Origin of the sequence: Rhodoferax sp., assembly GCF_010365055.1 — a bacterium.
Taxonomy (GTDB): domain Bacteria; phylum Pseudomonadota; class Gammaproteobacteria; order Burkholderiales; family Burkholderiaceae_C; genus Rhodoferax.
The window spans coordinates 22,947-46,102 of record NZ_JAAFHA010000014.1 but is presented as its reverse complement, the minus strand read 5'-3'; the positions used below and the strand labels follow the sequence as shown (position 1 = coordinate 46,102).

Here is a 23,156-nt window from a genome sequence, read left to right as displayed (position 1 = left end):
CGATCAGGGGCTTAAGTGCAAAATCGCACGTAACTTATCATGATGTCCTCCAGGTTGGCCTGACCGCCGCCTGGCGCCCCAACCGCCAGTCACCCATTTGCCGCGCAGAACCCTATGACCAAAAACCTGATGCCAATATCCACCGTTGCAGCCAAAGTCATTGGGGTCACCCTGGCGGTGCTGACCACCAGCCTGACCACTGCGCCAGTTTGGGCGCAGGGTTTTCCGGTCACGGCAGGGCAAAAGGCCACTGCGACGCAGGTCGCGCAGGCGGGTGTGCCCTTGAGCGAACTGGCGGCCAACGCCCCCGATGAGTACACCATCAAGCGCGGCGACACGCTGTGGGCGATCTCCGGCCTGTTCCTGAAGGGCGCCTGGCGCTGGCCCGAGTTGTGGGGTATGAACCTGGCTGACATCCGCAACCCGCACCTTATCTACCCGGGGCAAACACTGTATCTGGAGCGCCAGGGCGGTCGCGCCACTCTGCGCAGTCGCCAATCCGGGGCGGATGGCACGTCGCTGCCGACCGTGCGCCTGTCGCCGCGCACCCGGATCGAAATGCTAGCGAGCGACGCCCTGCCAACGCTTAAAAGCCATTTGATTGAAGCTTTTCTGGCCGAGCCAGTGATCGTGGACGAGAACGGACTCACGCGGGCGCCGCGCATCGTGGCCGCGCAGGAGGGCCGTGTCTTGTTGACCCGGGGTGACCGCGCCTACGCACGCGGTCAGGGTGACGCCATGCTGATCGACGAACCGGCCGAGCGGCAAAAAGCCTACCGGGTCTTTCGCAACGCGACACCCCTGAAAGACCCGGTGACGGGCGAAATCCTAGGCTATGAGGCGCAGTACGTGGGCAAGGCACTGCTGGTACATGGCGAATCGACCCAGGCCTCGGTGGACAAGGACGGCAAGCCCCGCACCGACATCATTCCAGCCACGATTGACATCGTGGCGGCCAAGGAAGAGATGCGCGTGGGCGACCGGCTGCTGCCCGAGCCACCACAGCAGTTGTTGAGCTACGTGCCGCACGCCCCCCAGGGGCCGATCAACGCCCGCATTGTCTCGGTCTACGGCAGCGCGGTGGTCAATGCCGCGCAAAACCAGGTGGTGGTGATCAATCTGGGCACGCGCGACGGCATCGAAAGTGGGCATGTGTTGGCCATCCTGAAAGACGGGGCGCGCCTGATCGACAAGACCGATGCAGCACGCCCCGAACTGAAATTGCCGGATGAACGCAATGGTCTGCTGATGGTGTTTCGCACCTTCGAGAAACTCTCTTACGCGCTGGTACTCGACATCACCGACGGCGTCAAAGTCGGTGACCGGCTGGTCAACCCGCTCTGAGCGGTGTGACACCCCGTTGATGCCAGCACACCCAAGGTAACGGTGGAACGCGACGAACTGGCCGCCTGGCTGCGCCTGACGCTCAGCAGCGGCGTCGGCAATGAGGCCGCACGCAAATTGCTGGTGGCCTTCGGCTTACCAGCAAAGGTGTTTGAACAGTCCTCCGCAACCTTGCAGCAGGTGGTCAGCGAAAAGCAGGCCAGGGCCTTGCGCACCGAGCCGCCTGAGCTGGCAGCGCTGCTGGCGCATACCTGGGCCTGGCTGCAGGAATCGGGCGCGGGCAGCGCCCGGCGCCAGATCGTGGTACTGGGGGATGCCAATTACCCGCCATCGCTGCTCAACATCGAGGACCCGCCGCTGATGTTGTACCTGCTTGGTGGCGGTGAATTTATATCAAATCAGGCTGCAGCCCTCATAGATACTGAGCAAGCAGCTATTAATTTAGCTTATAACGAGCTGAGGTCTGCTCTGGCCAATAGCGTTGCCGTCGTTGGCAGTCGCAACCCAACCCCCCAAGGCGCCGTCAACGCACGCCAGTTTGCCAAGGCGCTGGGCTTGGCGGGCTTGACCGTGGTCAGCGGACTGGCGCTGGGGGTGGACGGCGCGGCGCACGAGGGTGCGCTTGACAGCTTGGCGCCAGATTCGGATCGGCTCGCCACGGTGGCCGTGGTGGGCACGGGGCTGGACCGGGTCTACCCGAAAAGACACCTGGCGCTGGCCCACCGCATCGCCCAGAACGGCTTGCTCATCAGCGAGTACCCGCTGGGCACGCCGCCGCTGCCCGCCAATTTCCCCCGGCGCAACCGGCTCATTGCCGGGCTGGCGCAGGCCACCCTGGTGATTGAAGCGGCGCTGAAGTCCGGCTCGCTGATCACCGCGCGCCTCAGTGCCGAACAGGGCAAAGATGTTTTTGCCATTCCCGGCTCGATTCATTCCACGCAGGCACGCGGTTGCCACGCGCTCATCAAGCAAGGCGCCAAGCTGGTGGAATCGGCGCAGGACGTGCTGGAGGAGCTGAAAATTGACAGCGGCTTGACGACCGCTCTCGATTCAATAGCTGTTGACGCTTGTTGCGCGGGAGCTACCGGCTCATTTGGCACTCAAACGGTGTTGCTCGATGCGATCGGCTTCGACCCCGTTGGACTGGATGCGTTGCAGGCGCGCTGCGGCATCGACACCGCCGGCCTGCAAGCGCAGTTGATGACGCTGGAGCTCGACGGTCTGCTGGCGCGCTTGCCCGGTGGCCTGTTCCAGCGCATGAGCCGGGGATAGAGCGGTCATCTCATCGCTTTAGCGTACGCCGCGGTCGCTACTATTGAGCCCATGTTTGAAGTCCTTGTTTTCGTTTACGAGAATTATTGGCACGGCGCGTCCTGCCCTGAACCCGCGGCGCTGGAGCAAAAGCTCAATGCGGTCGGCTTTGATGCCGAGGAGATTGCGGAGGCGCTGGGCTGGCTGCAGGAACTGAGTGTGGCGGCGCGCGAGCAGCCGGCGCCAACAGCACAGGCCAGTACGGGCGACAACAGCAAGTTGCCCGGAAAAACAGATGCCGTTGCCCAGTCACCGCACGGCCAGCGCATCTACACGGCGGCGGAGCAGCTCCACTTGGGCGTGCCCTGTCTGGGCTTTGTCAGTTTTCTTGAAAGCGCGGGTGCACTGCCGAGCTACCTGCGTGAGATCGTGCTGGAGCGTGCCATGGCGGCGCCCGCCAACCCCTTGGCGCTGGAAGACTTCAAGGTCATCGTGCTGATGGTGTTCTGGAGTCTGGGCTTAGAGCCCGACGCGCTGATACTCGACGAGTTGTGCGATGACGGCGCCCACCGGGTGGCGCATTAGCTCAGCAGCCGCTCTGGATTGGCTTCGAGCTTGCCCAAGGCATCGCGCGTGGCGCGCACGGTGAGCGTCTCCTCCTCTTGCGGCAGCAGCAGACCCGCCTGCAGGTAGGCCGCCAGGCGCCCAGTCTGCATCAAGTAGCTGTGCCCCGTGGTCGACGCAAACAGGTGCAGGTGTTTGCGATCACTGCGCCAGGCGAATTGCACCTGAGCGACCTTGCCATTGTGGTCCAGCGTGAACCAGGCGCCCACGTGCAACTCCTGTGCCCACGCCAGCATCGCCGCACTGGGCTGAGAGCCGCCGTCAGCCACCACGTCAATCGTTGAGGCATCAATTCCCAACATCATTTCAATACTCTGGGCGTCCAGCGGCAGATCGCCCAAGCCGTCATCAGTGACAAAATTCTCGAGGTGGGCCAGGTGTTCGGCCATGGCTGCAATCTGCTCACTCCCAATCGCCTGCGTCTTGGACAGAAACGCATCAGCCAGGGTGTCACTGACGGTCTGAATATGGCGCTGTTGCTCGGACGGCGCGACGCCCAGCAGCGTCATGCCGGCGCGCAACTTCTGCAGCAATTGCGGCAAATCTGCGATCACGCGGGCACGGTCGTTGCGGTTGGGCTTGGCGCTGGCGGCCCACAGGAGATCGGTAGTGGTTTTTTTGAACGCCAGGGTGTCGGCGTGCTGCGGGCCTTTGCGCACCGCCGCGACCGCCAGCACTTCGGCCCAGACCTTGAACAAGAACTCACGAATCTCGTCGCGCACCGGCATGTCTTTGAGCATGTTGCGCATCTCGATCGTGTACTGGATGGTGAGCGTCTCCTTCTGCTCCAACTGCTGTGCCACCCCTACCGCTTTTTGGGTTGGCCCGCGTCCGGTCAGAAATTTGGCCAGAAACTTCTGAAACTCGTCATACACCAGCTGGTACACGCGGCGCCCGGTTTCGGGGTACTGCTCAATCACCTGCACCACCCGCTTGATTTCGGTTTCCAGCGCACTGCCACTGATGCCGCTGGCGTCAAAGCCCATGACACAGGAGCCCATGCGGTCAATCAACTGGCGCGCCGGATGCGTCAGGGTGCCAAAAAAATCTGGTTCAGCCAGCGCCAGCCGCAATACCGGCATTTGCAGGCGCGCAAACCAGACCCGAATGCCTGGCGGAATGCGCTCCTCCTGCAAAATAGCCTGGAACATCAGGGCCACAATCTCAATAATGGCCTTTTCGCTCTTCGTTTCGGCCTTGTTCTTGAGATCGGTGGTCCGGCGTCGCAACTCGCCCGCCACCCGGAGCACCGCCCCCGGACTGTCCTCGTCCAGCACCGTGCCATTGTCTGCATAGGCGCCCAGCGGTTGGGATCGGTACGCCAGCGCCGCCGCCAGTGCCGGCGACGGCGGCTCATAGTGCGTGGCGGCAAAATCAGCGGCCCCCGAGCCCAGCAACAAACGCTTGAGCTGGCCCAGCACACCCTGTGCCCGACTGCGCGCCCGCGTCAGCGGTGTGCGTGAGGTCATCATGCGGGTTTCCTCGGCCGCGCCGCCATAAAACCCGCCTGCATGCGACCCTGCTTGACCTGCTTGACCTGCTTGACCTGCTTGACCTGCTTGACCTGCTTGACCTGCTTGACCTGCTTGACCTGCCTGCGGCCTGCGTCCCGACGTCGCACCGCCACCGCCTCGCTCACTGCCGCCACCCGTGTCATAGCCCGACGGCGCCGGCCCGCGACTGGAGGCTTCCTCAAGCGCACCGCGGACGGACGAAGATGCCGGCATGGACGACGCGCCGCTGCGGGGCGCCGCCGATGCGACGCGCCTGACGCGATCTTTCAACTCAATCGTCGGCAGCACCCCTTGCTTGATCAACAAAGCGTTGGCGTTCGCATAGGCTTGATTGATACGCTGCGTCAACAAGCTGCGCGTCACCTCGTTCACCAGGGACCAGGCATCACGGGGCAGGCCGACCACGGCCCACTGTTCAATCATCAGCAGCAGCATCACTTCGGGGCGAAAGATATCGTGATCCTGCAGGTCTTGCGCGCGCTCCAGCAGCTTGATGCGCACACTCAGGTCATTGAACTCGGCGCTGACTTTCTCCATCACGCTCAATACCAGCCGAGAGGCAATGATCTTGTCCTCCACCACCTCGGTGCCGAGCAGCTCCAGATCGCTGTCGGGTGCCCTCTTTGGCGCCGCCGTCGGGGGCTTCAAGGATGCCTGCCACGCGGCCAAGGTGCCTTCGACCCACGCAGCCTGGCGACTCTGGTACAGCGTCCAAACGTCACGCCGATTCTGCATCTCGCGTGAAGGCGCAGCCTCGTTCATCAGCTCGGTCAAGCGCTGGCGCGCCGCAACTCCCAGCTCCACCATGGCGCGACCAAGCTCGGCCAGAAAGCGCTTGCGCGTCTCTTGAGCGAGCTCGATTCTTTGCGCCATCGTGGCCTGGGTGGACATCTTTTTATTTTAGTTAGACAAAGAGAACTGCGCTTGCCAAGGTCAAGCCGTCATGGCATCGACCAGCCCGCGGCAAGGTTCTCTCAAACGATGGCACCGGCGTTGGGGTCATTCGGGTCTTCGTCTTTCTTGGCGCCGCCCTTGACCAGGTCTTCGCGCTTGATGCCCAGCCACATGGCAATGGCGGCGGCCACAAAGACCGAAGAGTAGATGCCAAAAAGAATGCCGATGGTCAGGGCCAATGCAAAATAATGCAGCGTGGCGCCGCCGAACAACAACATGGACAACACCATCATCTGGGTCGAGCCATGCGTGATGATGGTGCGGCTGATGGTCGCGGTAATGGCGCTGTCGATGATTTCCTGGGTGTTCATCTTGCGGTAACGGCGGAAATTTTCACGAATCCGGTCAAAAACCACCACCGACTCGTTCACCGAATAGCCCAATACCGCCAGCACGGCGGCCAGCACCGGGAGCGAAAACTCCCACTGGAAAAATGCAAAAAACCCCAAAATGATGACCACGTCGTGCAGATTGGCAATGATCGCGGCAACGGCGAATTTCCATTCAAAGCGCAGTGACAAGTACAGCATGATGCCCACAATGACACTGGCCAGCGCCTTGATGCCATCGATGGCCAGTTCCTCGCCCACCTGAGGCCCGACAAACTCGGTGCGCCGCATCACTGCCGACGCATCCGCCTCCTTGAGCGCGGCCATCACTTGCACACTCTGCTGGGCGGAAGTCACCCCTTTTTGCACCGGCAGGCGAATCAGCACATCACGCGCGGTGCCAAAATTTTGCACCTGCACGTCGTTCAAGCCGAGCTTGGCGACCGTGCTGCGCACCAGGTTCAAATCAGCCGGCTGGGAGTAGGTCACTTCCATCAAGGTGCCACCGGTGAACTCGACCGACAGGTGCAGACCGCGGCTGAACAGGAAAAAAACCGCTGCCAGAAAGGTCACAAGCGACACCACATTGAAAATGATGGCATGCCGCATGAACGGAATGTCGCGTTTGATTTTGAAAAATTCCATAACTCTCTCGCTTTAATTCGACTTGGGCGCCGTCTCGGGCGTCGGCTCTGGGCGCCAGATGGTGCCAATGGACACCGTCTTGAGCTTGTTCTGGCGGCCGTACCACAAATTGACCAGGCCTCTGGAAAAGAACACGCCGGAGAACATGCTGGTCAGAATGCCCAGCACATGCACCACTGCAAAGCCGCGCACCGGCCCCGAGCCGAAGGCCAGCAAGGCCATGCCCGCAATCAGGGTGGTGACGTTGGAGTCCAGAATGGTGGCCCAGGCGCGGTCGTAGCCCGAGTGGATGGCAGCCTGCGCCGAGGCGCCGTTGCGCAATTCTTCACGCACGCGCTCATTGATCAGCACGTTGGCGTCAATCGCCATGCCCAGCACCAGCGCCATCGCCGCCATGCCCGGCAGCGTCAGGGTGGCCTGCAGCATCGACAGCACCGCCACCAGCAGCAGCAGGTTGACGGCCAGCGAAATGCTTGAAAACACGCCAAACAACATGTAATACATGCACATGAAGATGGCCACGGCAATGAAGCCGTAGGTGACGCTGTTAAAGCCCTTGGCGATGTTCTCCGCACCCAGGCTTGGGCCAATCGTGGTTTCTTCGATGATTTCCATCGGTGCCGCGAGCGAGCCGGCGCGCAGCAGCAAGGCGGTGTCGGTGGCTTCCATCGCCGTCATGCGACCCGAAATCTGCACCCGGCCCCCGCCGATTTCGGAGCGGATCACCGGCGCCGTCACGACTTCGCCCTTGCCCTTTTCGAACAGCAAAATCGCCATGCGCTTACCAATGCTCTCGCGCGTGACATCGCGGAAAATGCGCGCGCCCTTGGCGTCGAGCGTCAGGTTGACCACGGCTTCCTGCGTCTGGCTGTCAAAACCGGGCTGGGCATCGGTGAGGTTTTCGCCAGTCAGAATTACCTGCTTTTTCACGATGACGGCCTGGCCACTGCGCTCCAGAAAGCGCTCGGACCCAAACGGTACCGCGCCCGTGCCACCCTCGGCAGCCCGCGCTTCACTGCTTTCATCGACCATGCGCACTTCGAGGGTCGCCGTGCGCCCCAGAATGTCTTTGGCCTTGGCGGTATCCTGCACGCCCGGCAGTTGAACCACGATGCGGTCCAGCCCTTGCTGTTGAATCACCGGCTCGGCCACGCCGAGCTCGTTGATGCGGTTGTGCAAGGTGGTGATGTTTTGCTTGAGCGCCTGACTTTGCACCAAACGCGCCGCCACCGGCTTGATGGAGGCTGTCAATTTGTATTCGGTGCCGTCGGGTCCATCGCTAGATTCCAGGTCGGCGAACTGGTCCAGCAGGACCAACTTGGCCTCTTCCAGCGTTGGGGCGTCGCGAAAGCGAATTTCGATGGTCTGACCGTTGCGGTTGATGCCGCTGTGGCGCACGTTCTTCTCGCGCAGGCTGGTGCGAATATCGCCGGCCAGGGATTCGGCCTTTTTGGTCAGCGCCGCTTGCATGTCGACCTGCAACATGAAGTGCACGCCACCGCGCAAATCCAGCCCCAGGTACATCGGGAAGGCATTCAAGGCCGTCAACCAGCTCGGCGAGCGCGACAGCAAGTTGAGCGCCACCACGTAGCTCGCGTTGCTCGGATCAGGGATCAAGGCTTTTTGAATCGCATCCTTGGCCCGGAGTTGGGTCTCGGTGTTGTCAAAGCGCGCTTTGACCGAGCTGGCGTCCAGCGTCACCGCATCGGGTACCAGACCGGCGGTCTTGAGCGCTTCTTCAACGCGCGCCTGCGTGCTGCTGTCGACCTTGACGCCGACCTTGACCGCCGACACCTGCACGGCCGGGGCTTCACCAAAAAAATTGGGCAGGGTGTAGACCACCCCCACCACCAGCGCGATCAGGATGATCACGTACTTCCAGAATGGGTAACGATTCATGATCGCGCTTCTCGGGGTTGTCGCTTGTGCTTACTTGATGCTGCCCTTGGGCAGGACCAGCACCACGGCACTGCGTTGGACTTGAACCTCAACGTTCGGCGCTACTTCCAGCGTCAAATAACCCTCGCCCAGCTTGGTGACCTTGCCGAGCATGCCGCCCACGGTGGCGACTTCATCGCCCTTGGCCAGGGCTTCAATCATGGCGCGATGTTCCTTTTGTTTTTTCATCTGCGGGCGGATCATGACGAAATACAAAACGACAAACATCAGCACCAGCGGCAGCATGCTCATGAGTGACGATTGCATGTCGCCGCCAGCGGCGGCAGGAGCGGTTTGGGCGAAGGCAGAAGAAATAAACACAGGCAACTCCAAAATAAGTAGTCAAGAAACAAGACACACCGCAGTTTCACCCGCGGGTTGGTGCAAAAAAGGGTCAACCGGGCATTGTATGCGGCGCCATCAGCCCCCGAAAACGGCTCATCTGGTCCTGCCAATTTTGGCGCGCCGCACTGAGATGGCGCGCCTTGACATGTCCAAAGCCCCGGATTTGCTCTGGAATACGGGCAATCTCAACCGCCAGGGCGTACAGCGCCGGGTCGGTTTCACGGTCAGGTCGGCCGGCGCTCAAGGCGTGGAGCAACTCATCCACACTCGCCCGGTACTCGGTGATCAGCGCACGCTCTTGCCGGCGCTCCGGGGTCTTGCCAAAAATATCCAGCGCGGTGCCGCGCAGGCCTTTGAGCGGGGCCAGCAGCTTGAAGGCCAGCAACATCGCCGGGCCATAAGGGCGCTTTTGCAGCTCGCCACGGGCGTTCTTTTGGGCCAGCAGCGGTGGTGCCAGGTGGTAGTGAATCTTGAAATCACCTTCAAACATGGTAGCGATGCGGGCGTTGAAATCGCGGTGGCTGTGCAAGCGCGCCACCTCGTACTCGTCCTTGTAAGCCATGAGCTTGAACAGGTAGCGGGCCACCGCCTCGCTCAAGGCCAGGTGCTTGTGGCCCAGCGACGCGTCCACGCTTCTGACCTTCTGCACAAAGCCTTGGTAGCTCTGGGCGTAGGCGGCATTCTGGTAGTCCGTCAAAAATGCCACGCGCTTGGCAGTCAGCGCATCGAGCGAGTCCCGCTTGGCAAAAGCCACGACCTGCTCCGGGCTCCGCAGCTGGTCAAATGCGGCGGGATCCTGCGCCGCGCGGCGACCCCAGGCAAACGCGGTCTTGTTCTGTTCGACCGCCACCGCATTGAGTTCGATGGCGCGCAAGAGCGACGCCAGCTGCAGCGGAATCCAGCCCTTCTGCCAGGCAAAGCCGAGCAGCATCGGGTTGGTGTAAATGCTGTCGCCCATCAGGCGGGTGGCCGCGGCCTCCGTGTTGAACGCGGCCACCGCATCGAGTCCCAGCGTCTTGACAATGTCGCTGACGCAGGCCTCGGCCGGGTTTTGCCAGTTGGCGTTTTTGACAAAAGCAGCCGTTGGCGTGGCGTTGGCGTTCAGCGCCACATGCGTGCGCCCCCAGAGCATGCGCAGCAGGGTTTCCGTGCTGGCCGCCACCACCGGGTCGCAGCCGATGACGAGGTCGGCCCCCGCCATGCCGACCCGCGTGGTGCGGATGGTGTCTTGTGAGGCGCCAATCAGCACGTGACTCCAGGTGGCGCCGCCTTTTTGCGCCAGGCCGCCCGCATCTTGTGTCACGATGCCCTTGCCCTCCAGATGCGCCGCCATGCCCAGCAGCTGGCCAATGGTGATGACGCCAGTGCCGCCGACACCGGCGACGACGATGCCCCAAACCCGGCCGGTCGTCGAAGCCATCGTCGGCTCCGGCAACGCGCCCCAGGCCGCATCAAACGGTGACGGCCCCTGGCCCTTGGCTTTCTTTCTGAGCTGGCCGCCCTCGACCGTGACAAAGCTCGGGCAGAAGCCCTTGACGCACGAATAGTCCTTGTTGCAAGTGCTTTGGTTAATCTGGCGTTTGCGACCGAATTCGGTCTCCAGCGGCTCCACGCTCAAACAGTTGCTCTGCACGCCGCAGTCGCCACAGCCCTCGCACACCAGTTCATTGATCACGACGCGTTTGGCCGGGTCGACCAGGCTGCCGCGTTTGCGCCGACGCCGTTTCTCGGTCGCGCAGGTCTGGTCGTAAATGATGACGCTGCAGCCCTTGATCTCCCTGAACTCACGCTGGATGCGGTCGAGCTGGTCACGGTGTTGAATCGCCACACCTTCGGGCAGGCCGGTGATGGCTTGGTACTTGGCAGGCTCGTCGGTCACAACCACGATCTTGACAGCGCCTTCGGCCCGCATGCTCTGGGCAATCTGAACCACCGAGTGGCCTTCTGGGCGCTCGCCAATCTGTTGCCCACCGGTCATGGCCACGGCGTCGTTGTACAAAATCTTGTAAGTGATGTTCACGCCCGCCGCAATCGCCTGGCGAACGGCCATCAGCCCGCTGTGAAAGTAGGTGCCATCGCCCAGGTTGGCGAACACATGCTGCTCGGTGCTGAAGGGCTGCTGCCCGACCCAGGGCACGCCCTCGCCACCCATCTGGGTAAAGCCCACGGTGGCGCGGTCCATCCAGATCGCCATGAAGTGGCAGCCAATGCCGGCCATGGCGCGCGAGCCTTCGGGCACCTTGGTCGAGGTGTTGTGCGGGCAACCCGAGCAAAACCAGGGCTGGCGATCCAAGCCCTTGGAGCCGCTCACCTCAAACACCTGCAGGGCGCGCTCCTTGGCGGCAAGAATCTCCAGATGCGCATCAATACGTGCGGCAGTGTCGCCGTCCAGCCCCATTTTTTTTAACCGCTGGGCGATAGCCCGGGCAATCAGCGCGGGCGACAAGTCGGCATTGGCGCGCAGCAACGTATTGGCACTCGGGTTCGGCATTGACCACTCGCCACCGCTGCCATAAGCGGAGCCTGCGGCGTCAGCGCCAAGCTCGTTGAACTTGCCCAGCACCGTGGGCCGCAGGTCCGCGCGCCAGTGGTACAGCTCTTCCTTCAGCTGATACTCAATGATCTGGCGCTTTTCTTCCACCACCAGAATTTCCTGCAGACCGGTGGCAAATTCGCGCGTCAGCTGGGCCTCCAGCGGCCACACCACGCCGACCTTGTGCAGCCGGATGCCCAGACGCTGACAGGTGGCGTCGTCCAGTCCCAGGTCAAGCAGCGCCTGGCTCGTGTCGTTGAAGGCCTTGCCGCTGGCGATCAGGCCAAAGCGGTCATTCGGACCTTCGATCACGTTGTAGTTGAGCCGGTTGGCCCGAATGTAGGCCAGCGCCGCATACCATTTGGTGTCAAACAGGCGCGCTTCCTGCGCCAGCGCGGCATCAGGCCAGCGGATGTGCACGCCGCCGGGCGGCATCTCAAAGTCCGTTGGGCGCTTGATCTGCACCCGCTCCAGGTCCAGGCTCACGGTAGCGCTGGACTCCACGATTTCCTGAATCGTCTTCATACCCGCCCAGACTCCGGAAAAACGGCTCAGGGCAAAGGCATGCAGCCCCAGGTCCAGAATCTCCTGCACGCTGGCCGGAAAGAACACCGGCGTACCGCAGGCCTTGAAAATATGGTCACTCTGGTGCGCTGCGGTCGAGCTTTTCGAGATGTGGTCGTCGCCTGCCACGGCGATCACGCCGCCCCAGGGCGTGGTGCCCGCCATATTGGCGTGCTTGAAGACGTCGCCACAGCGGTCCACGCCCGGGCCCTTGCCGTACCAGATGCCAAACACACCATCAAACTTGTTGGAGCCGGGCGGTGCGAAGCCGAGCTGCTGGGTGCCCCACAAGGCGGTGGCGGCCAGTTCTTCATTGACACCGGGCTGGAACACGATGTGGTGCGCCTTGAGGTATTTCTCCGCCTTGACCAAGGCCTGGTCGTAATTGCCCAGCGGAGAACCGCGGTAGCCGCTGATAAACCCGGCCGTGTTTTTGCCAAGCAGTTGGTCACGCGCCTGCTGCAGCATCGGCAGTTTGACCAGGGCTTGCACGCCACTCATGAAGGCACGACCTTTGTCCAGCGCATATTTGTCGTCCAGCGTGGCACTGGCCAGCGCTTGGGGTAGAAGGTCGGGCAATGAGGCGTTCATGGTTTGCGGGTCTCCAGGCGTGCAGGGTCAACGCGGCGCGGTCAGTACGCGCTGCGGGGTCACCGGTTGCAAGTCGGAGGCCTCTTTGAAGCGGGAAAGTGTAGGCCAGAGACGTTAAACAGCCAAGTCCGTCAGGCCGGATGGCCTCTGGCTGATGTCTGAATCCAGCTTAAATGAACTGAAACGCCGCTTACGCCACATACAGCAAGATGCAAATGAAGTGGCAGAAGCTGCCCCCCAGCACAAACATGTGCCAAATGCCGTGGTAATGGCGGCGGCGGTCACCATACGTGTAGAAGTAGATGCCCAGGCTGTACACGACGCCTCCCGCCACCAGCCACACCAGACCGGCCAGTGGCATGGCGTGTGTCAATGGCTTGATGGCAATGACCACCAGCCAACCCATCAAAACGTACAACATCATTGACAGACGACGCGTGTGGCGGCCCAGCGTCAACTCCTGGGCAATACCAAATAACGCCAGCCCCCAACTCAAACCCAGCAGCGTCCAGCCCCAAGGTCCGCGCAGGGTGACCAGCGCGATCGGCGTATAGGTGCCGGCAATTAGCAGGTAGATGGCGTTGTGGTCGATCTTTTGCAGAATCGCCTTGGCGCGCTGATGCTGGATGCTGTGGTAGATGGTTGAAAAACAATACAGCAGCACGAGCGTCGTGCCATAGATGCTGAAGCTCACCACCTTCCACGGATCGCCCTGCATGACGGCCACCGTGACCAGAATGGACAAGCCAGAGATGGAGAATGCCGAGCCAATCAGGTGACTGACGCTGTTGAATTTTTCACCGTGGTACACAAAACATCCTTACGCCGAGGAGACGACATGGCCCGTGTTGGCGGGTGCAGTTTGCACCGCTTTGGCGGGCGCCCGAGCGGCACGCTTGGCATTTGATCTGGCCGGTACATTTGCTGGGGCGACCATGACTTCTCCTTCAGTTCGGTGAGTCCCTCGTGATTGCTGACTGGCTCACTCGCGTACAGCCGTACACTCAAAATGCGTCCGTATTTTTATGCTTGGCATGAATTGTCTGATTTTCCAAGAACACTCGCCGTTCTCGTTAGCCTACAAATTGCACACAAATTGATCGACAACATGCCTCACTGCCCTTTGAGTTCGGGCAATTCCGATGCCAACACGATTGCCCGCCAATAAACGTCCGGACAGCTTGCGCCGCAGTGAGCGCAAGGATCAAACGCGCACCAGCCTGTTGCAGGCGGCGCTCCACCTGATTGGACAAGGGCGCAGTACCGACGAGCTGGGTTTGGCACTGGTGGCGCAGGCCGGGCCAAGCGCTCACCATTTGAATGAAAGAAAACATGACACCCGAAAAGTTCGATTTTGACTGGCTCGTGATCGGTTCCGGCTTTGGCGGCAGCGTCTCGGCCTTGCGCCTGTCAGAGAAGGGTTACACGGTAGGTGTACTCGAATGCGGGCGCCGCTTCAGCGACCAGGATCACGCGGCCTCAACCTGGCAACTCGGGCGCTTCCTCTGGGCGCCTGCCGTGGGCTTGAAAGGCATACTGCGCTTGACCCCGTTCAAGGACATCTTCGTTGGCAGTGGCTCCGGCGTGGGTGGCGGCAGTCTGGTTTATGCGAATACCTTGTACCGGGCCAAGCCCGAGTTCTTCCGCAACCCGCAGTGGTGCGAGACGGGCGACTGGGAGCGGGACTTGCAGCCGCACTACGACACCGCAGAACGCATGCTGGGCGTCCAAACCGTGCCTTTTGAATCAGTCAACCAGCAACTCATCCTTGAGATGGCGCGTCACTACGGCACCGAAGCCACGTTTCGTCGAACGCCTTGCGCCGTCTACTTCGGCGAGCCCGGTAAATCCGTCAGCGACCCCTATTTTGGCGGCGCGGGTCCGGCGCGCACGGGCTGCACGCGTTGTGGCGCCTGCATGGTGGGATGCCGCGTGGGCGCCAAAAACACCCTGCTGAAAAACTACCTGTGGTTTGCCGAGAAACTCGGCGCGCGCATCTTGCCCGAGCATCAGGTGGTCGATGTCGCCCCGCTGGGCGCAGCCGACGGCAGCGCGGGTTACAGCGTGACCACCGAACGCCCGGGTGCCTGGATCTTCAAAGGCCGCAAAAGCTTCACCGCTCACGGGGTGGTCTTCGCCGCAGGCCCGCTGGGCACCAATCACCTGCTGGCCAACTGCAAGCATGGCGGCTCCCTGCCGCGGGTCAGCGACCGCCTTGGTGAGTTAGTGCGCACCAACAGCGAATCGCTGTTGGCGGTGCGCATGCCCGAGGACATCAACAACTGGAACGACGTGGCCATCAGCAGCAGCATTCACGTTGATCACGACACCCACGTCGAGTTTGTCAACTACGGCAAGAAAGGCGATCTGATGTCGCTGCTCTACACCGTGCTCGTGGGCAACGGCAACCGGCTGACGCGACCGCTGTTGTGGCTAGGCTGCCTGGTGCGTCGCCCGCTGCAATGGTTGAAGACGCTCTGGCCGCTCGGCTGGAGCCGACGCGTGGTGATCATGCTGGTGATGCAGGCCCTCGACAATGCCATCGCCATGCGCGCGAAGAAGCGCTGGTTCGGGCGTGGCTACACCCTTGCCACAGAACAAAATGCCGACAAGCCCAATCCGACTTTCATCGCCGCCGCCAATGCCGCGGCCGCCTGGTTTGCCGAGCACACCGGCGGCATCGCCCAGAGCACGACGCTGGAGGCGGTGGCCAACGTGCCGTCCACCGCCCACCTGCTGGGCGGTGCCGTCATTGGCGCCAGTGCCGCGCACGGCGTCATCGATCACCGCTTGTGCGTTTTTGGCTATCAGAACCTGCTGGTCTGTGATGGTGCCGCGATGCCGGCCAACCCGGGCGTCAACCCGTCACTGACGATTGCCGCGCTGGCCGAGCATGCCATGGCACAGATTGCGCAGGCGCGCCCCGTGAGCGAACCTCATCAGTATGGGCGGCCATAGCCTGAAGCTGGCGGTTGAGGGTCGCCCCGGGTGAATGGACAAATGCAGCCGGACACCCTGGTCGTCAGTCAATGACTTTGTGCGGGAACGTCTGCCTCAGTGGCGTAGCGATTGAGAAATGCCATGACCCGCTCGGGATCGTAATTCTCATCACCTTCTATTTCAGTTTCAGTTTCGAGTCCTTGAACGCCTTGGGCATGAAGCAATCTTCCGGCGCCGTCCAACACCAGAAAATACGGGTAACCTCGAATCTTGGGCCACCGGGAGAGTACGGCCGTGTTCTTGTTTTCGGGCGAATAGTTCACTTTGACCCACACGTAGCGGCTGTCAATCAACGCACTGATTTGCGGTTGTGAAGCAACGAATCGATCAAGCATGCGGCACCACGTGCACCACTCACCACCGACATCGACCAATACGCGCCTGCCCGTGGCCTTTGCCGAGTTCTGGGCTGCGGTCATATCTTTGGCTGCATCCCGCTGCGGATCGAACTTGGCGGGGAGATCTTGCGCCACCACCAGCGGGGCCAGCAAAACGATCAAAAAACAAGTCAGAACGCGGGACAGGGTATGCATGAAAGGCGCAGCGGTGTGTCAAAACAAGATTGTCGGCCGCCTTTCATGTTTTCGGCGGATGCCGCATGCACCGGAGTTGATCTGGTACAACTCATCTTCAGGTAAACGGGAAAGCAGGCCACCACGAAGGACCTCTGACCAATTTGCAGGACGCGTGAATTGAATTCCCAGAAAACGGCTGACGACCAAGAGCCGCAAATGCTGCTTTGGATTCGTCAGCAGACTGTCAAACAAAAGATTCATTTCATCTGCAGTCTTTGACACACCGGACTATGACTTTTCCTGCCCCTTCTTCATGTCCAATGCCGCCTCGTACAAGGCATTGCGCGAGGCGCCCGTGATGTCGGCAGCCAGCTTGACGGCGGTCTTCAAGGGTAGCTCGGCCAACAGCAGTTTGAGGATGCGCTGCTCGGCACCCGGCTCGGCAACCACCGCTGCCGGGTGCAGCACCAGCACAAACTCGCCGCGGCTGCGGTTGGCGTCGCGCTGCAGCCAGCCGGGGAAATCATGCGCCGCGAGGGTGGCGATTTCCTCAAACTGTTTGGTCAACTCACGCCCGATGGTGAGCGGTCGCTCGCCCAAAGTGGCCAGCGCCGTGGCGAGCGCTTCAATCCGGTGCGGCGCCTCCAGCAACACCACCGCGCGCGCGTCCAGCGCCAGCGCTTCAATGGCGCTGGCACGTTCGCTCGATTTAGACGACAAGAAACCAACAAAGACAAACGCGCCATGCTGCGCGTCGTCCCCGGCAATGCCTGCCACGCTCAGGGCGGCGGTGACGCTGCTGGCACCGGGCAGCGGCACGATGGGCAGCCCAGCCTGGCGTACGCTGGCGACCAGGCGCGCGCCAGGGTCGCTGACGGCCGGGGTGCCGGCATCGCTCGCGTAGGCCACGCGTTCACCCCGCTGCAGCCGCTCAATCACCCCTTGCGCCGCCTGCGCTTCGTTGTGCTGGTGCACCGCCAGCAATTGCGCGTTTGATTTGTCAATGCCATAAGCGCGCAGCAAGGCCTGCGTGTGGCGCGTGTCCTCACAAGCGATGGTGTCAGCCAACTGCAGCACATGCAGCGCGCGCAAGGTGATGTCCGCCAGGTTGCCGATCGGTGTGGCCACCACATAGAGCGCGCCGGGCGGATAATTCTGGCCGCCGGCCGCCGTGGAGGCCGCACCCAAGGCAGAGGCATACAAAGAGGCGTAAACAGAAGTCAATGGCATTCCCTCAAATCAAGAGCAAGGTCGGTACCAGCAAGCAAGCGGGCGATGCCGCCGAAGAGTCCGCGCTGCGCCATCTGCAACAGGCGGGCTTGCGCTTGCTGGAGCGCAATTATCGGACGCCCGGGCGTGGCGGTGGAGAAATTGACCTGATCATGCGCACGCCGGATGGCACGACCGTGTTTATCGAGGTGCGTCAGCGCGCCAACGCCAGCCATGGCGGGGCCGCTGCCAGCATCAGCGCCACCAAGCAGCGCCGCATTATTTTTGCGGCACGTCATTATTTGACGCGCTTGCGCGAGCCGCCGCCCTGCCGCTTCGATGTCGTGCTGCTGGAGGACGACCGCATTGAATGGTTGCCCGCAGCGTTTGATGCTGATTGATTGGGCGTAAGACCTGAACCCGTGCCGGAAAGACCGCAGTCACGCCAAGCCAACCAGATCTGCCCTGAACTGTCTCAAGAAGGGGCCGGGTATCATCGCGCCTATGCTTGAGCAACGAATTCAACAACACTTTATCGACAGCGCCGACCTGAAGTACCAGGCCGCCCCCCTCCTGAGCAAACCGATTGCCGCTGCCGTGCAGGCACTGCTGGCCTGCGTGACCAGCGGCGGCAAAGTGCTGGCCTGCGGCAACGGCGGCTCAGCGGCGGATGCGCAGCATTTTTCGGCCGAATTTGTCGGCCGCTACGAGCGCGAACGCCCCGAACTGGCGGCGATTGCGCTCACCACCGACAGCTCCATCCTCACGGCGATTGCCAACGACTACGACTTCAGCGTGATTTTTTCGCGCCAGGTGCGTGCGCTGGGGCAACCCGGCGACGTGCTGCTGGCCATTTCAACCAGCGGCAACTCAGCCAATGTGCTGGCCGCCATTGAGGCCGCGCACGAGCGCGAAATGGTGGTGGTGGGATTGACCGGACACGGTGGCGGCAAAATGAGCCACGCCCTGCGCGATACCGATGTGCACATTTGTGTGCCTCACGACCGCACCGCGCGCATTCAGGAAGTCCACATTCTGGCCCTTCACTGCATCTGTGATGCAGTCGACGCCCTGCTACTTGGAGACCAGGAAACATGATCATGAAATTTGCAACTCAAAAACTTTTGACCCTGATGGTGCTGAGCGCCAGTTTGGGCGGCGCACTGAGCGCTTGCGCGCCCATCATCATCGGCGGGGCCGTCATGGGCTCGCTGATAGCCACCGACCGCCGTACCGCAGGCACACAAATTGAAGACGAGGGCATTGAACTGCACGCCGCGAGCCGCATCAGCGAAAACCTCGGTGATCGGGTCCACGTCAGTGTGACCAGCTACAACCGGCAGGTGCTGTTGACCGGCGAGGTGCCCAGCGCGCAGGACAAGCAGCTGGTGGAGCAAGTCGTGTCACGGGTTGAAAATGTGCGCGCCATCGTCAATGAGCTGGCGGTGTTGGGGCACTCCACCCTGACCCAGCGCTCGTCGGATGCCTTGGTCACCGGCAAGGTCAAGGCCGCCTTGATCGACGCCAAAGACCTGTATGCCAACGCCTTCAAAGTGGTGACCGAACGCGGCACCACCTATTTGATGGGCCGCGTCACCCAGCGCGAAGCCAACCGGGCCACCGACATTACCCGCGCCACCGGCGGCGTGCAAAAAGTGGTGCGTTTGCTGGAGATCATCAGCGAAGAAGAGCTGAAAAACCTGCTGCCCAAACCAGCGCCGGTTGAGGCCAAGAAATAGGGTAATTTCCCGACGGGCCGGCCCCCAGGAAACGAAGTCTGGCGAAGCCAAAAATAGCCCCCGTGGGGGGCCGCGTCGTCCACGCAGAGCCAAGCGTGGGGGCGTATTACCTGAGTCGCTTGATCAAGCTCGACGTGTCCCAGCGCTGGCCGCCCATGTGCTGCACGTCGGCGTAGAACTGGTCCACCAGCGCAGTCACCGGCAGGCGCGCGCCGTTGCGCTTGGCCTCATCAAGCACCAGTCCCAGGTCCTTGCGCATCCAGTCGACGGCAAAACCAAAGTCGAACTTGCCCGCCACCATGGTCTTGCCTCGGTTGTCGAGCTGCCAGCTCTGCGCGGCGCCTTTGCCAATCACGTCGAGTACCTGGTTCATGTCCAGACCCGCCTGTTCGCCAAAGGCAATCGCCTCAGAGAGGCCCTGCACCAGGCCGGCAATGCAAACCTGGTTCACCATTTTGGCCAGTTGGCCAGCGCCACTCGCGCCCAAGTGCGTGACGGCTTTGGCATAGGCCATCGCCACCGGTTGCGCCTGGTCAAACGCGGCCCTGTCACCGCCACACATCACGGTCAACTGGCCGTTTTGCGCACCGGCCTGGCCGCCCGATACCGGCGCATCAATGAAGTGCAGGCCAAGGTCGTTGGCGGCACGGTACAACTCACGCGCCACGCTGGCGGATGCGGTGGTGTGATCCACAAACACGCTGCCCGGCGCCATGCCGGCAAAAGCGCCGTCCGGACCGAGCGTGACGCTGCGCAAATCATCGTCATTGCCCACGCAGCAAAAAACCAGTTCGGCCTGCTGCGCCGCCAGTCGCGGCGTTTCGGCATGTTTTACGGCTCCAGCCCCCGTGTACTCTTCGCACCAAGCTATTGATTTAGTAGCTGTTCGGTTGTACACCGTGACCTGGTGACCAGCCTGCGCCAGATGCCCGGCCATCGGATAGCCCATCACACCCAGTCCCAAAAAAGCGACTTGGCGAGCCGGGATGGGTGCGTGAATTTTGCTTGGCGTGCTGTTCATGATGGTCCTCAAACAATGGAGAAATTCTCGGTCCCAGCGTTCAGGTCCTGGGCTTTGCCGCGATGGCTGTTGAGTTTGATCTGCAGGCGCAGGTCATTGAGTGAATCCGCGTTGCGCAGTGCGTCCTCGTAGGTGATCAGGTTGGCTTCATAGGCATCAAACAAAGCCTGGTCAAAAGTCTGCATGCCCAGGTTGCGGCTTTTCTTCATGATCTCCTTGATCTCGGAGACCTCCCCTTTGAAGATCAGGTCGGAAATGAGCGGTGTGTTGAGCATGATCTCCACCACCGCATAGCGCCCGCGCCCGTCCTGTTTCGGGATCAGGCGCTGCGACACCAGCGCTTTCAGGTTGAGCGACAGGTCCATCAACAGCTGCGCGCGCCGCTCTTCAGGGAAGAAATTGATGATGCGGTCCAGCGCCTGGTTGGCGCTGTTGGCGTGCAAGGTGGCCAGACACAAATGCCCGGTTTCGGCAAAGGCCACGGCATGCTCCATGGTCTCGCGGTCGCGAATTTCGCCCATCAGAATCACATCAGGCGCCTGGCGCAGGGTATTTTTGAGCGCCGCGCCCCAGCTGTCGGTGTCAATGCCAACTTCGCGCTGCGTGACCACACAATTTTTGTGCGGATGCACAAACTCAATCGGGTCCTCGATGGTGATGATGTGACCGAATGAGTTTTCGTTGCGCCAGTCGACCATCGCGGCCAGCGTCGTCGATTTGCCGGAGCCGGTGGCACCGACCAAAATGCACAGGCCCCGCTTGGCGGTGGCCACCTCTTTGAGTACCACGGGCACACCCAAGCCTTCAATGGTCGGCACGCTCAACGGAATGACCCGCAACACCATGCCGACCCGGCCTTGCTGGATAAAGGCACTGACGCGAAAACGGCCGACACCGGGCGGTGAAATCGCAAAGTTGCATTCCTTGGTGCGTTCAAACTCGGCCACCTGCTTGTCGCTCATGATGGAGCGCGCCAACGACATGGTGTGCGCTGCGGTGAGCGCTTGCGGTGAGACTTTGGTGACCTTGCCGTCCACTTTGACGGCAGGCGGGAATTCGGCCGTGATGAACAGATCGCTGCCGTTGCGGCTGACCATCAGCTTGAGCAGATCGTTGATGAATTTGGTGGCTTGATCGCGTTCCATGAGAACACCTCGTCGTTAATGGGGTCGTGGGGCCAGCGCAATGCCGGCGGTGACAAGCGTGGGAACCATACTTGAGGTTTAGCCGGGGAAATTCTCGGGAATCTTGGCTTTGGAGCGCGCCTCCGACGGGCTGATGACGTTGCGCTTGACCAGGTCACTCAGATTCTGGTCCAACGTCTGCATACCGACGCTGTTGCCGGTCTGAATGCTCGAGTACATCTGCGCCACCTTGGCTTCGCGGATCAGGTTGCGGATCGCGCTGGTGCCCAGCATGATCTCGTGCGCTGCCACACGGCCCTGGCCGTCCTTGGTCTTGCACAGGGTCTGCGAGATCACCGCCTGCAGGGATTCGGACAACATGGCGCGCACCATCTCCTTTTCTTCGGCCGGAAAGACGTCAATGATGCGGTCAATGGTCTTGGCAGCGCTCGACGTGTGCAAGGTGCCAAACACCAGATGGCCGGTTTCCGCCGCCGTCATGGCCAGGCGGATGGTTTCCAGGTCGCGCATTTCACCCACCAGAATGGCGTCCGGGTCTTCACGCAGGGCCGAGCGCAGCGCGGCGGCAAAACTCAGCGTGTGCGTGCCCACCTCGCGCTGGTTGACCAGGCATTTTTTGGACTCATGCACGAACTCGATCGGGTCTTCAACCGTCAGGATGTGGCCGAACTCGGTTTCGTTGAGAAAATTGACCATGGCCGCCAGCGTGGTCGACTTGCCCGAGCCGGTGGGGCCGGTGACCAGCACCAGACCGCGCGGTTTCAGTGCCAGGTCGGCAAAAATCTTGGGCGCATTCAATTGCTCCAGCGTCAGGATTTTGCTCGGGATGGTGCGAAAAACCGCGCCGGCGCCGCGCTGCTGGTTGTAGGCATTGACCCGAAAGCGCGCGAGCCCCTCAATCTCGAAGGAAAAATCGACCTCCAGAAACTCCTCATAAGCCTTGCGCTGCGAGTCGTTCATGATGTCGTACACCATGGCGTGCACCTGCTTGTGGTCCAGCGCCTCGACGTTGATGCGTCGCACGTCGCCATTGACGCGAATCATCGGTGGCAGGCCCGAAGAAAGGTGCAGGTCAGACGCTTTGTTCTTGACGCTGAAGGCCAGTAGTTGGGTAATGTCCACTAAGTTCCCGATGGTTTGTTACGCTTGCGGCAATTATGACCACGAATCAAAGCCCACTGCCGACCCAACTTCAAACTGTTCGCGCGCGCCTGGCCGCCGCCTGCCACGCTTGCGGCCGTGCTGCCGGCGAGGTCACGCTGCTGGCCGTGTCCAAAACCGTCAGCCCCGAGGTCGTTGAGCAGGCTTTTGAGGCCGGACAGAGCGCCTTCGGCGAAAACTACATCCAGGAGGGGGTGGAGAAAATCATTCAACTGCGCCATTTGCCCATTGAATGGCACTGCATCGGCCCGATCCAGAGCAACAAGACGCGCCTGGTGGCCGAGCACTTTGACTGGGTGCAGACGCTGGACCGGCTCAAGATCGCGCAGCGCCTGAGCGAGCAGCGCCCCTTTGGTCTGCCACCGCTGCAGGTGTGCATTCAGGTCAACGTGGACGGTGGCAACACCAAGTCGGGCGTGTCGCCCGATGAGGCGCTGGCCTTGGCCCAAGGCGTGGCCGCACTGCCCAACTTGCGCCTGCGCGGTCTGATGAGCATTCCCGAGCCCGCTTCTGATTTTGTAGCTGCTTGCGCCCTGTTTGCAAGGGTCAAGGCCGTATTTGATGAATTGAACGCGCAAGGTCTGGCGCTTGATACGCTGTCGATGGGCATGAGCGCCGACCTGGAGGCGGCGATCCATTCGGGCAGCACCATGGTGCGGGTCGGCACGGCCATTTTTGGCGAGCGACCCGCCATCAAGTCCGGGCTCGCCCACTAAACGTTGAGTCTGGCCGGG

General features: G+C 61.5%; 21 protein-coding genes. 9 read left to right on the top strand and 12 right to left on the bottom strand.

Annotation, left to right across the window (positions count from 1 at the left end; translation table 11 throughout):
• The first annotated feature begins 129 nt into the window (after positions 1 to 129).
• The 3 genes from GZ093_RS05690 to GZ093_RS05680 are packed head-to-tail and all read left to right on the top strand — an operon-like array spanning position 130 to position 3,180.
• Positions 130 to 1,344, top strand: coding sequence for a LysM peptidoglycan-binding domain-containing protein (locus GZ093_RS05690; protein WP_296483295.1), 1,215 nt, complete (start codon positions 130 to 132; stop codon positions 1,342 to 1,344).
• A 42-nt stretch (positions 1,345 to 1,386) separates the two neighbouring features.
• Entirely contained in the window at positions 1,387 to 2,616 is a 1,230-nt protein-coding gene (gene dprA, locus GZ093_RS05685; RefSeq protein ID WP_296483293.1) for a DNA-processing protein DprA, read from the top strand.
• Positions 2,617 to 2,667: 51 nt separating this feature from the next.
• Positions 2,668 to 3,180, top strand: a complete 513-nt coding sequence (locus GZ093_RS05680; RefSeq protein WP_296483291.1) for a DUF494 domain-containing protein — start codon at positions 2,668 to 2,670, stop codon at positions 3,178 to 3,180.
• Here the strand turns inward: GZ093_RS05680 and GZ093_RS05675 are convergent.
• The 6 genes from GZ093_RS05675 to GZ093_RS05650 form a co-directional block, all read right to left on the bottom strand.
• Positions 3,177 to 5,624, bottom strand: coding sequence for a DUF1631 family protein (locus GZ093_RS05675; RefSeq protein WP_296483289.1), 2,448 nt, complete (start codon positions 5,622 to 5,624; stop codon positions 3,177 to 3,179). The two genes, GZ093_RS05680 and GZ093_RS05675, sit on opposite strands and share 4 nt — an antisense overlap.
• Positions 5,625 to 5,707: 83 nt before the next feature.
• A complete protein-coding gene (gene secF, locus GZ093_RS05670; protein WP_296483287.1) occupies positions 5,708 to 6,661 on the bottom strand; it encodes a protein translocase subunit SecF in 954 nt (317 codons plus the stop codon).
• A 12-nt stretch (positions 6,662 to 6,673) separates the two neighbouring features.
• The gene (gene secD / locus GZ093_RS05665) at positions 6,674 to 8,560 is read right to left on the bottom strand and encodes a protein translocase subunit SecD (protein WP_296483285.1); all 1,887 of its coding nucleotides are present in this window, start codon (positions 8,558 to 8,560) and stop codon (positions 6,674 to 6,676) included.
• A 30-nt stretch (positions 8,561 to 8,590) separates the two neighbouring features.
• Positions 8,591 to 8,920, bottom strand: a complete 330-nt coding sequence (gene yajC, locus GZ093_RS05660) for a preprotein translocase subunit YajC (protein WP_296483283.1) — start codon at positions 8,918 to 8,920, stop codon at positions 8,591 to 8,593.
• A 73-nt stretch (positions 8,921 to 8,993) separates the two neighbouring features.
• Positions 8,994 to 12,632: an indolepyruvate ferredoxin oxidoreductase family protein gene (locus GZ093_RS05655; RefSeq protein WP_296483281.1), complete on the bottom strand. Its 3,639-nt coding sequence runs from the start codon at positions 12,630 to 12,632 to the stop codon at positions 8,994 to 8,996.
• Positions 12,633 to 12,822: 190 nt separating this feature from the next.
• Positions 12,823 to 13,443 (bottom strand): hemolysin III family protein, encoded by a 621-nt coding sequence (locus GZ093_RS05650; protein ID WP_296483279.1) that lies wholly within the window; start codon positions 13,441 to 13,443, stop codon positions 12,823 to 12,825.
• Between the two features lie 331 nt (positions 13,444 to 13,774).
• Here GZ093_RS05650 and GZ093_RS05645 point away from each other — a divergent pair, with 331 nt between their 5' ends.
• Both GZ093_RS05645 and GZ093_RS05640 read left to right on the top strand, forming a co-directional pair.
• Positions 13,775 to 13,990: a hypothetical protein gene (locus GZ093_RS05645; RefSeq protein WP_296483278.1), complete on the top strand. Its 216-nt coding sequence runs from the start codon at positions 13,775 to 13,777 to the stop codon at positions 13,988 to 13,990.
• Positions 13,965 to 15,590 (top strand): GMC family oxidoreductase, encoded by a 1,626-nt coding sequence (locus GZ093_RS05640; protein ID WP_296483275.1) that lies wholly within the window; start codon positions 13,965 to 13,967, stop codon positions 15,588 to 15,590. Before GZ093_RS05645 ends, GZ093_RS05640 begins: the two co-directional genes overlap by 26 nt.
• Before the next feature lie 68 nt (positions 15,591 to 15,658).
• Here the strand turns inward: GZ093_RS05640 and GZ093_RS05635 are convergent, their stop codons facing one another.
• The 3 genes from GZ093_RS05635 to rsmI are packed head-to-tail and all read right to left on the bottom strand — an operon-like array spanning position 15,659 to position 17,371.
• Positions 15,659 to 16,165 carry a thioredoxin family protein gene (locus GZ093_RS05635; protein WP_296483274.1) on the bottom strand — a complete coding sequence of 169 codons (507 nt, stop codon included), beginning with the start codon at positions 16,163 to 16,165 and terminating at the stop codon, positions 15,659 to 15,661.
• Positions 16,166 to 16,183: 18 nt separating this feature from the next.
• Positions 16,184 to 16,408 carry a hypothetical protein gene (locus GZ093_RS05630; RefSeq protein WP_296483271.1) on the bottom strand — a complete coding sequence of 75 codons (225 nt, stop codon included), beginning with the start codon at positions 16,406 to 16,408 and terminating at the stop codon, positions 16,184 to 16,186.
• A gap of 27 nt (positions 16,409 to 16,435) precedes the next feature.
• A complete protein-coding gene (gene rsmI / locus GZ093_RS05625; protein ID WP_296483268.1) occupies positions 16,436 to 17,371 on the bottom strand; it encodes a 16S rRNA (cytidine(1402)-2'-O)-methyltransferase in 936 nt (311 codons plus the stop codon).
• Between rsmI and GZ093_RS05620 the strand changes: the two genes are divergently transcribed.
• From GZ093_RS05620 to GZ093_RS05610, 3 genes are all read left to right on the top strand, one after another.
• Entirely contained in the window at positions 17,371 to 17,757 is a 387-nt protein-coding gene (locus GZ093_RS05620; protein ID WP_296483265.1) for a YraN family protein, read from the top strand. The genes rsmI and GZ093_RS05620 overlap by 1 nt on opposite strands.
• Before the next feature lie 103 nt (positions 17,758 to 17,860).
• Positions 17,861 to 18,454 carry a phosphoheptose isomerase gene (locus GZ093_RS05615; protein ID WP_296483262.1) on the top strand — a complete coding sequence of 198 codons (594 nt, stop codon included), beginning with the start codon at positions 17,861 to 17,863 and terminating at the stop codon, positions 18,452 to 18,454.
• Between the two features lie 2 nt (positions 18,455 to 18,456).
• Positions 18,457 to 19,095, top strand: coding sequence for a BON domain-containing protein (locus tag GZ093_RS05610; RefSeq protein WP_296483259.1), 639 nt, complete (start codon positions 18,457 to 18,459; stop codon positions 19,093 to 19,095).
• A gap of 106 nt (positions 19,096 to 19,201) precedes the next feature.
• Here GZ093_RS05610 and GZ093_RS05605 read toward each other — a convergent pair whose 3' ends face one another.
• From GZ093_RS05605 to GZ093_RS05595, 3 genes are all read right to left on the bottom strand, one after another.
• Positions 19,202 to 20,116: an NAD(P)-dependent oxidoreductase gene (locus GZ093_RS05605; protein ID WP_296483253.1), complete on the bottom strand. Its 915-nt coding sequence runs from the start codon at positions 20,114 to 20,116 to the stop codon at positions 19,202 to 19,204.
• Positions 20,117 to 20,124: 8 nt separating this feature from the next.
• On the bottom strand, positions 20,125 to 21,261 hold the full coding sequence (locus tag GZ093_RS05600; RefSeq protein WP_296483248.1) for a PilT/PilU family type 4a pilus ATPase: 1,137 nt from the start codon (positions 21,259 to 21,261) through the stop codon (positions 20,125 to 20,127).
• 78 nt (positions 21,262 to 21,339) lie between these two features.
• Positions 21,340 to 22,383, bottom strand: a complete 1,044-nt coding sequence (locus tag GZ093_RS05595) for a type IV pilus twitching motility protein PilT (protein WP_296483246.1) — start codon at positions 22,381 to 22,383, stop codon at positions 21,340 to 21,342.
• 35 nt (positions 22,384 to 22,418) lie between these two features.
• On the opposite strand from GZ093_RS05595, the gene GZ093_RS05590 reads away from it, so the two are divergent.
• The gene (locus tag GZ093_RS05590) at positions 22,419 to 23,138 is read left to right on the top strand and encodes a YggS family pyridoxal phosphate-dependent enzyme (protein ID WP_296483244.1); all 720 of its coding nucleotides are present in this window, start codon (positions 22,419 to 22,421) and stop codon (positions 23,136 to 23,138) included.
• Positions 23,139 to 23,156: the final 18 nt, after the last annotated feature.

Coding starts and splice junctions, on each gene's coding strand:
- GZ093_RS05690 (WP_296483295.1), top strand. CDS start 130: ATGCCAATATCCACCGTTGCAGCCAAAGTCATTGGGGTCACCCTGGCG.
- GZ093_RS05630 (WP_296483271.1), bottom strand. CDS start 16,408: ATGAATCTTTTGTTTGACAGTCTGCTGACGAATCCAAAGCAGCATTTG.
- GZ093_RS05655 (WP_296483281.1), bottom strand. CDS start 12,632: ATGAACGCCTCATTGCCCGACCTTCTACCCCAAGCGCTGGCCAGTGCC.
- GZ093_RS05675 (WP_296483289.1), bottom strand. CDS start 5,624: ATGTCCACCCAGGCCACGATGGCGCAAAGAATCGAGCTCGCTCAAGAG.
- GZ093_RS05600 (WP_296483248.1), bottom strand. CDS start 21,261: ATGGAACGCGATCAAGCCACCAAATTCATCAACGATCTGCTCAAGCTG.
- GZ093_RS05635 (WP_296483274.1), bottom strand. CDS start 16,165: ATGCATACCCTGTCCCGCGTTCTGACTTGTTTTTTGATCGTTTTGCTG.
- GZ093_RS05615 (WP_296483262.1), top strand. CDS start 17,861: ATGCTTGAGCAACGAATTCAACAACACTTTATCGACAGCGCCGACCTG.
- GZ093_RS05590 (WP_296483244.1), top strand. CDS start 22,419: ATGACCACGAATCAAAGCCCACTGCCGACCCAACTTCAAACTGTTCGC.
- GZ093_RS05620 (WP_296483265.1), top strand. CDS start 17,371: ATGGCATTCCCTCAAATCAAGAGCAAGGTCGGTACCAGCAAGCAAGCG.
- GZ093_RS05645 (WP_296483278.1), top strand. CDS start 13,775: ATGCCAACACGATTGCCCGCCAATAAACGTCCGGACAGCTTGCGCCGC.
- GZ093_RS05640 (WP_296483275.1), top strand. CDS start 13,965: ATGACACCCGAAAAGTTCGATTTTGACTGGCTCGTGATCGGTTCCGGC.
- secF (WP_296483287.1), bottom strand. CDS start 6,661: ATGGAATTTTTCAAAATCAAACGCGACATTCCGTTCATGCGGCATGCC.
- secD (WP_296483285.1), bottom strand. CDS start 8,560: ATGAATCGTTACCCATTCTGGAAGTACGTGATCATCCTGATCGCGCTG.
- GZ093_RS05605 (WP_296483253.1), bottom strand. CDS start 20,116: ATGAACAGCACGCCAAGCAAAATTCACGCACCCATCCCGGCTCGCCAA.
- GZ093_RS05610 (WP_296483259.1), top strand. CDS start 18,457: ATGAAATTTGCAACTCAAAAACTTTTGACCCTGATGGTGCTGAGCGCC.
- GZ093_RS05680 (WP_296483291.1), top strand. CDS start 2,668: ATGTTTGAAGTCCTTGTTTTCGTTTACGAGAATTATTGGCACGGCGCG.